2 protein-coding genes are annotated in these 1,109 nt (G+C 64.5%); one reads left to right on the top strand and one right to left on the bottom strand.

What is annotated here, in order from left to right; genetic code table 11:
- A partial coding sequence (locus ACWGIG_RS39040; protein WP_453326463.1) for a rodlin occupies window positions 1-363 on the bottom strand: 363 nt, incomplete at its 3' end.
- Between the two features lie 259 nt (window positions 364-622).
- Between ACWGIG_RS39040 and ACWGIG_RS39035 the strand changes: the two genes are divergently transcribed.
- Entirely contained in the window at window positions 623-1,030 is a 408-nt protein-coding gene (locus ACWGIG_RS39035) for a rodlin (RefSeq protein ID WP_453326462.1), read from the top strand.
- The last annotated feature ends 79 nt before the right edge of the window (window positions 1,031-1,109 follow it).

Raw genomic sequence — 1,109 nt, 5'->3', positions numbered from 1 at the left:
GTCCTCCAGGATGTGCGAGAGCGGCTCGTCACCCTTGGCCTGGGTGGAGTTCTCGACACACTGCTGGTTCTGCGGCGCGGACAGGATCGGGATGTCCTGGACGCCGACCGGCACGACACCCACGAGCGACGTGAGGTTCGCCTTGGCCGGCAGGCCGATGCAGGGCTTGTTGAGCGAGCCCTGCACCAGGGACATCTGCGGGCTCATGTCGCCGCGGGTCTCCGAGTTGCCGTAGTGCTGCTCGGCACCGTTGCCGCTCAGCGACGTCGTGCCACCGTCGTCCGCGATCGCCATGGCCTGCGGAGCGGCGAAGCCCACCGCGGACGCTGCGACTGCGGCCGTGACCATCATCTTCTTCAGCATTTACATTTCCCTCTTCGTTTCGGACAGACGGTCTTGCGTCCTGCTCAACCAGGGGACCTCCGGTTTGGTTCCTTCCGTTCACCCGAATGGAATAAAAACGGTCTGATGGACGCCTGGCGCTGTGATTTCCATCCGGTCCGTTCTTCATTTAATCGACGGGGGAGCCGTACGAGTGAATGGCGATAACCAAAGGAGCTCCGAAGAGTTTTCCAGGGAGCCTCAGCTCGGGGCACTCCAGTGGGAAAGAAGGAATTCAGAGATGAAGAAGGTCATGGCAAGCGCCGTGTTCGCAGCGTCCGCGGTGGGCCTCAGTGTCATCGGCGCTCCGCAGGCCATGGCGATCACGGACGACGGTGGCACCACCTCGGCGAGTGGAAACAAGGCGGAGCAGCACTACGGCAACGCGGAGACCAGCGGTGACATGAGCCCGCAGATGTCCCTGGTGCAGGGCTCGCTCAACAAGCCCTGCATCGGCCTGCCCGCGAAGCTCAACGCCACCTCGCTCGTCGGCCTGGTGCCGGTCGGTGTCCAGGACATCCCGATCCTGTCCGCGCCGCAGAACCAGCAGTGTGTCGAGAACTCCACCCAGGCCAAGGGCGACGAGCCGCTCTCGCACATCCTGGAGGACATCCCCGTCCTGACGGGCAACGGCGTCAACAACCACTGACGCTGCTTCGCGGCGCGGCCCCGGTGGGGCTGCGCCGCGGTGCAATTCCCGCACACATCAGTGGGCCCCCCGGCAAATC

It is taken from the genome of Streptomyces sp. NPDC054863 (assembly GCF_053610825.1).
This window is presented reverse-complemented; position numbering and strand designations above follow the sequence as displayed.